The organism is Streptomyces calidiresistens, assembly GCF_014141525.1.
Classification (GTDB): Bacteria; Actinomycetota; Actinomycetes; order Streptomycetales; family Streptomycetaceae; genus Streptomyces; species Streptomyces calidiresistens.
In genome coordinates this window covers 1-7,002 of the sequence record NZ_VKHS01000221.1, presented here as the reverse complement: position 1 = coordinate 7,002, position 7,002 = coordinate 1, and the positions used below count along the sequence as shown (strand labels likewise).

The following is a 7,002-nucleotide window of genomic DNA, read 5'->3' as shown; positions in this document are numbered from 1 at the left end:
GTCCCGCCCGACCCCCTCCCGGGCGACTCCGTCGCGATGGACGACTCCGTTTCCCCGGTGGCCGGCTCCGTCGCCGTGGAGAACGTCGCCGTGGAGAACGCCGTCCCGGTGAGCCGCCCCGCCCGGGGGGAGCGGGCAGGGCGGAACGGGACGCGGACCGGACCCGTTGCGGGAGGGTTCCGCCCCGTCGGACCGGTGATCCCCCGCGCCACCCGGCTCGGGCAGGGGGGCGGAGAGGATGGCGGCGATCTCCGGACGGGTGGGTTCCCGGCCGTGCGTGAGCGGCAGCGCGTCGCGCACCCCCACCGAACGGGTGATCCACTCGCGGTCCAGCACCCGCCGCTCGTCGGCCTCCGCGACCAGGTCCTCGCTCTGGTTGTAGTCCCCGTCGGCGGCCTGGACGGCCCAGAGGTGGACGGCCACCCCGTGCTCCTTGGCCGACATCAGACCGGGCAGCAGGTCCCCGTCGCCGGTGACCAGCACGATGTCGGCGCAGGCCCGGTTGCGGGCCAGTTCGGTGAGCTCCGCGTGCATCGCGGCGTCCACGCCCTTCTGCGCCCAGCGCCCGTCGCTGCGGGTCAGGGCGCCGAGCCGCACGGTGACCCGGGGCATCACGCGCAGCCGGCGGTGCTCGGGCTGCGGAACGCGGTCGGGGGCGCCGTCGAACCAGTAGATGCGCAGCAACTCGCAGCCGGTCTCGGCCCGGGCCCGCTCCCGCAGCCCCCGGATGAGCGCGGCGTGATCCACCGTGATCCGGGAGCGGGAGGGCTCACCCGCCACCAGGCTCGCCGCGGCGCCCAGGAGGTACCCGGCGTCGACGAGTACCACGCAGCGATCCACGGGGGCCCCTCTCTCTGTGCTCTCCTCGGCTCCGACACACCCGTTCCCGGGCGCGCGGCTTCCGTTCGCGCCCCCGTCGCACGCGTACCCCGGCGGGCGCCCCGGCGACCGCCGCCCCGCCCCGGAAACGACGGTTCCCCCGAGTCTGCCCGACCACGGCGGGTTCAAGGTTCCGGCGGCGATTCTCGGCGTGGCGGATCACCCGTCGGGCACCGCGCACCGGAGGGCCCGGGGTCGCCGAGGCGCCCGCCGCGGGGCGGGCGCCCGGGGCGGGGCGGCTCAGGTCGCCAGGCAGGTCGGCCCGAGCAGGGCCTTGAGGTCGCCGAAGAGGGACGGGTCGGGCTGCACCCGATGGCGGTCCAGCCGCAGCAGGGTGGTGGAGCGGCTGCCCTGCAGGCGCACCCGCACCTCGGTGCCGCCGCGGTGCTGCCCCAGGACCTCGCCCAACTGCCGGACCAGCGGCGGGGTGACCCGGACGGCGGGGATGGTGATGGTGACCGGCGCGTTGGCGGACGCCTCGCTGAGGTCGGGGACCATCAGCTCCATGGCGACCAGGCGCGGCACGTCCTCCCGCTTGTCCAGGCGTCCCTTGACGAAGACCACGGCGTCCTCGACCAGCTGGGTGGAGACCAGCTGGTAGGTGGCGGGGAAGAACATGCAGTCGATGGAGCCCGCCAGGTCCTCCACGGTGGCGATCGCCCAGGGGTTGCCCTGTTTGGTCATCTTGCGCTGGAGGCCGGAGATGATGCCGCCGATGGTGACCACCGAGCCGTCGGAGTAGTCGCCGCTGGTGAGCTGCGCGACCGCCGCGTCGGCCTTCTCGTTGAGCACGTGCTCGATGCCGAACAGCGGGTGGTCGGAGACGTAGAGGCCCAGCATCTCGCGCTCCTGCGCGAGGAGGTAGCCCTTCTCCCACTCCTCGTCGGTGAACTCCACGTCCATGCCGAAGCCCGGGCCGTCGTCCCCGCCCTCGTCGCCCATGCCGCCGAACAGGTCGAACTGGCCCTCGGCCTCCTTGCGCTTGACCTGCACCACGTTGTCGATCATCGGCTCGAAGTGCGCGGTCAGGCCCTTGCGGGTGTGGCCCAGGGCGTCGAAGGCCCCGGCCTTGATCAGCGACTCGATGGTGCGCTTGTTGCAGACCACCGCCTCGACCTTGTCCAGGAAGTCCGGGAAGGAGCTGTACTTCCCCTTGGCGGTACGGGTGCGGATGATCGAGTCCACCACGTTCTGGCCGACGTTCCGCACCGCCGTCAGGCCGAAGACGATCACGTCGTCGCCGCGCGGGGTGAAGTTGGCGTCCGACTCGTTGACGTCCGGCGGCAGCACCCTGATGCCCATGCGGCGGCACTCGTTGAGGTAGATCGCCGACTTGTCCTTGTCGTCGCGCACCGAGGTCAGCAGCGCGGACATGTACTCGGCCGGATAGTTCGCCTTCAGGTAGGCGGTCCAGTAGGTGACCAGGCCGTAGGCGGAGGAGTGCGCCTTGTTGAAGGCGTAGCCGGCGAACGGCACCAGCACGTCCCACACGGCCTTGATCGCCTCGTCGGAGTAGCCGCGCTCGCGCATGCCGGCCTGGAAGGGCACGAACTCCTTGTCCAGGACCTCCTGCTTCTTCTTGCCCATCGCGCGGCGCAGCAGGTCGGCCTGGCCCAGCGAGTAGCCGGCCAGCACCTGGGCGGCCTTCTGCACCTGCTCCTGGTAGACGATCAGGCCGTGGGTGATGTCCAGGACCTCCCGGAGCGGCTCCTCCAGCTCCGGGTGGATCGGGGTGACCTCCTGCTGGCCGTTCTTGCGCAGCGCGTAGTTGATGTGCGAGTTCATGCCCATCGGGCCCGGCCGGTACAGGGCGGAGACCGCGGAGATGTCCTCGAAGTTGTCGGGCTTCATCATCCGCAGCAGCGAACGCATCGGCCCGCCGTCGAACTGGAAGACGCCCAGGGTGTCGCCGCGCTGGAGCAGCTCGTAGGTCTTCGTGTCGTCCAGCGGCAGGTCCAGCAGCTTGATGTCGATGCCCTTGTTGGCCTTGATGGCCTTCTGGGCGTCGTCCATGATCGTCAGGTTGCGCAGGCCCAGGAAGTCCATCTTCAGCAGGCCCAGCGCCTCGCAGCTGGGGTAGTCCCACTGGGTGACGACGACGCCGTCGTTCTTGGGCGAGAAGACCGGGACGTGGTCGATCAGCGGCTCGCTGGACATGATCACGCCGGCGGCGTGCACGCCCATCTGGCGGACCAGTCCCTCGATGCCCCGGGCGGCGTCGATGACCTTGGTGACGTCCGGCTCGTTCTCGTACATCGAGCGGATCTCGGCGGCCTCGGCGTACCGGGGGTGGTTCTTGTCGGTGATGCCGGACAGCGGGATGCCCTTGCCGAGCACGTCGGCCGGCATCGCCTTGGTGATCCGGTCGCCCACCGCGTACGGGTAGCCCAGCACCCGGGCGGAGTCCTTGATCGCGTTCTTCGCCTTGATGGTGCCGTACGTGCCGATCATGGCGACCTTGTCGGCGCCGTACTTCTCGGTGACGTACCGGATCACCTCACCGCGCCGGCGCTCGTCGAAGTCGATGTCGACGTCGGGCATGGAGACGCGCTCGGGGTTGAGGAACCGCTCGAAGATCAGTCCGTGGTCGATGGGGTCGAGGTCGGTGATCCCCATGGCGTACGCGACGATCGAACCGGCCGCCGAGCCGCGTCCCGGTCCGACCGCGATGCCGTTGTTCTTGGCCCACATGATGAAGTCCGCGACCACGAGGAAGTAGCCGGGGAACCCCATCTCGATGATGACGCCCATCTCGTAGGCGGCCTGCCGCTGCCGGTCCTCGGGGACCCCGCCCGGGTAGCGGCGCTCCATGCCCCGGCGGACCTCCTCCTGGAACCAGGAGACCTCGTCGTAGCCCTCGGGCACGTCGAAGCGCGGCATCAGGTTCCGGGGCTTGAACATCCCGTCGGTGTCGATGCGGTCGGCGATCAGCAGCTGCGTGTTGCGGCACCCCTCCTGCCAGGCCTCGGAGGAGTCGATCGCGTACATCTCGGCCGCCGACTTCAGGTAGTAGCCGGAGCCGTCGAACTTGAAGCGGTCGGGGTCGGAGAGGTTGCTGCCGGTCTGGATGCACAGCAGCGTGTCGTGGGCCGCCGCCTCGTGCTCGTAGGTGTAGTGGCTGTCGTTGGTGACCACGAACGGGGCGTTGATCCGGCGGGCGATCTCCTCGAGGCCGGCGCGAGCCCGCTTGTCGATGTCGATGCCGTGGTCCATCAGCTCGACGAAGAAGTTCTCCCTGCCGAAGATGTCCTGGTACTCGCCGGCGGCCTTGATCGCCTCGTCCATCTGCCCCAGCCGGATCCGGGTGCTGATCTCGCCGGAGGGGCATCCGGTGGTGGCCATCAGGCCCTCGGAGTACTCGGCCAGCAGCTCGCGGTCCATGCGGGGCTTGCGGAAGTACCCCTCCAGCCCGGCGCGGGACTGCGCGCGGAAGAGATTGTGCAGACCCTCGCGGTTGCGCGCCCACATGGTCATGTGGGTGTAGGCGCCGGCGCCCGCGACGTCGTCGCCCTTCTGGTGCGGGGCGCCCCACTTCACGGGGCGGGTGTAGCGGCGGGACTCCGGCGCCAGGTAGGCCTCGATGCCGATGATCGGCACGATGCCCGCGTCCTTCGCCTTGTGGAAGAAGTCGTAGGCACCGTGCAGGTTGCCGTGGTCGGTGATCGCGATGTGCGACATCCCCATCTGCTCGCACGCCGCGAACATGTCCTTCAACCGGGCCGCCCCGTCCAGCAGGGAGTACTGGGTGTGGACATGGAGATGGGTGAAGGGCTGGCTCACCACGAAACCTTCCGACGGCGTGCGGTTGTGACGGGGTTCACCGGGCGTCCCGCCGCGGGATCCCGCCGACCGCGCGAACGGCGCGCTCACGCGGGTCCCGCGCCCCCGGGAGGCTCGGGAGGGGGAACGCCGGTGGGGTTCCGACCCTACCGCTCCCGCAGGGGGGCCGGCCCGTTTCGACTCGGCATGGCACACTCGCCTCGATGGACGCCTCGGACACCGGTATACGCAGCGTGCGCGCCGCGGTCTTCGCCGCGATGTGCCTCGCGCCGTCCATCGGTGCGCACGTCCTGCTCACCGGTCGGCCGCTGCCGGTCGGCACGGTCGTCGGGGTCGCCCTGGCCGTCTTCGTCCTCGCCTGGCTGCTCGCCGGACGGGAGCGCGGCTTCCTGCGGATCGCCGCCCTGCTGGTGCCGCTGGAACTCTCCGCCGACGCGCTGTTCACCAGCGGTCAGGCGGCCTGTTTCGAGGAGCACGGCCGGGCGGCCGGAACCGCCCTCGGCGGGCCGCTGCGCCTGGCCGGGATCGATCTGATGTGCGCGGGCGGTGAACTGGGCACCCCGCTGGCCCGCTGGGCGGCGGGGGCGGAGACCGCCGTGCACCCGGTGGCCCCCTGGATCCTGCTGGCGGCGCACGTGGGCATCGGCCTGGGCGCCGCCGCCTGGCTGCGCTGCGGCGAGGCGGCCCTGGCCCGCCTGCTGGCCGCCGCCGTGGCCGCCGGTTTCCGTCCGCTGTCCCTGGCGCGGACGCTGCTGCGGGCCCCGCTGCCGGCCGACGCCGGCGCGCCCGGTCCGCTCACCCGGACCCCGTTCCGGGTCCTCCCGCCGACCGGGCGCCCGGCCGGTGACCCGGTCTCCCGTCGGGGTCCCCCCGAGGTCGTGCCGGCGGCCTGAACGGCCTCGATCGCCGGCACACGGCGCGGACGCGTCCCCGGTTCCGCACCGGCCCGTCCCCTCCCCCGCACCGCGCGGCCCCGGTCGCCGCGGCCCCGGGTGGGGCACGGCGGCCGGGGTACCCGGCAGGCGGTCCGGCGGGAGCACCCCCGGCACGGTCCTGTCGCGCGTGCGCGCCCTCGCGACCCCCGACACACCCCCACACCCGGTCCGGCCCCGCGCCGGGCCCCGAAACCACGGAGACCTTCGGATCATGAGCAAGCGCAACACGCAGGAAGCCAAGCGGGCGGCCCGCGAACGCCTGAAGGCGGAACGGGAGAAGCAGGCGAAGCGCGACAGGGTGCGCCGGCAGCTGACCGTCGGCGGCATCGTCGCCGGTGTGCTGGCCCTCGCGGTGCTGGTGGGCTTCACCATCGCCAACCTGGGCGGCGGCGGGGACGCCACCGACTGGGAGGCCGTCGCCGCCGACCTGGAGGAGCAGGGCGAGAACGCCGAGTACGCGATACCCGCCAACGCCTCGGGTGACGACGGTCTGACGATATCCATCGGTGACGAGGGCGCCGAGGACGTCTTCTCCTTCTACGAGGAGCCCCGCTGCCCGGCCTGCGCCGACTTCGAGCGGGCCGCCGGTGACGCCGTCGCCGAGGGCATCGAGGCCGGGGACTTCCGCGGGGAGTGGACCTTCGGCGCCTTCTTCGACGAGCAGATGAACGGCGGCACCGGCTCCAAGAACGCCATCAGCGCCCTGGGCGCCGCCCTGGACGTGAGCCCCGAGGCCTTCCTGGGCTACCTGCACGCCCTGTACTCGGAGGAGTTCCACACCAGCGACAACCGCGCGGACGACTTCGGCGACGACGACAACCTGATCGAGATCGGTCGCTCGGTGGAGGCGCTCTCCGACGACGCCGCCTTCGAGCAGTTCGAGGAGTCGGTGCGGGAGAGCACCTTCGCGGCGTGGGCGATCCGGATGGGCGAGAAGTTCTCGGCCGAGCCCGAGATCACCGGCACCCCGACCGTCCTGCTCAACGGCGAGCGGGTGGAGACCCCGCGCTCGCCCGAGGAGCTGCGGGCGCTGCTGGGCTGAGCCCTGTCCCGACCCGTCCCGGTCCCCGCGTCACGGGGCCCGGGCGGGTCGGGCCGTCGCCGGGCCGGGAACACCGGCGGCCCGGCGACGGCCCGCGGACGTGCCGGACAACCCCGATGAGCGGGCGGGCGAACTCTTCGTGAGAGCCCGCCCGTTGGCCTTCCGGGGGCTGTCCCCCACCGCTACCGGCCCGTAGCATCCGGCTCCGTGACCGAGACCCGTGATCCCCGTGCCGGCGCCTCCACCGACCCGACCCCGGGTCCCCCCGGGGCCTCTTCCACCGCCATCCGCGACGACGCGCCCTCACGGCGCGCCGTGGTGGCCGCCGCGGCCGTCGGTGCCGCCGTTCTCCCCCTCACCGCCTCC

General features: G+C 72.1%; 4 protein-coding genes. 2 read left to right on the top strand and 2 right to left on the bottom strand.

All coding sequences use genetic code 11. The features are described from left to right. Both FOE67_RS11535 and dnaE read right to left on the bottom strand, forming a co-directional pair. On the bottom strand, positions 1-840 hold an 840-nt coding region (locus FOE67_RS11535; protein ID WP_323384744.1), incomplete at its 3' end, for an NYN domain-containing protein. 279 nt (positions 841-1,119) lie between these two features. Next, positions 1,120-4,662, bottom strand: a complete 3,543-nt coding sequence (dnaE, locus tag FOE67_RS11530) for a DNA polymerase III subunit alpha (protein ID WP_182663265.1) — start codon at positions 4,660-4,662, stop codon at positions 1,120-1,122. Between the two features lie 200 nt (positions 4,663-4,862). Between dnaE and FOE67_RS11525 the strand changes: the two genes are divergently transcribed. Together FOE67_RS11525 and FOE67_RS11520 are read left to right on the top strand one after the other, a co-directional pair. Next, on the top strand, positions 4,863-5,552 hold the full coding sequence (locus tag FOE67_RS11525; RefSeq protein WP_182663263.1) for a hypothetical protein: 690 nt from the start codon (positions 4,863-4,865) through the stop codon (positions 5,550-5,552). A gap of 253 nt (positions 5,553-5,805) precedes the next feature. Next, on the top strand, positions 5,806-6,636 hold the full coding sequence (locus FOE67_RS11520; RefSeq protein ID WP_182663261.1) for a thioredoxin domain-containing protein: 831 nt from the start codon (positions 5,806-5,808) through the stop codon (positions 6,634-6,636). Positions 6,637-7,002 lie beyond the last annotated feature (366 nt).

Coding starts and splice junctions, on each gene's coding strand:
- FOE67_RS11520 (WP_182663261.1), top strand. CDS start 5,806: ATGAGCAAGCGCAACACGCAGGAAGCCAAGCGGGCGGCCCGCGAACGC.
- FOE67_RS11525 (WP_182663263.1), top strand. CDS start 4,863: ATGGACGCCTCGGACACCGGTATACGCAGCGTGCGCGCCGCGGTCTTC.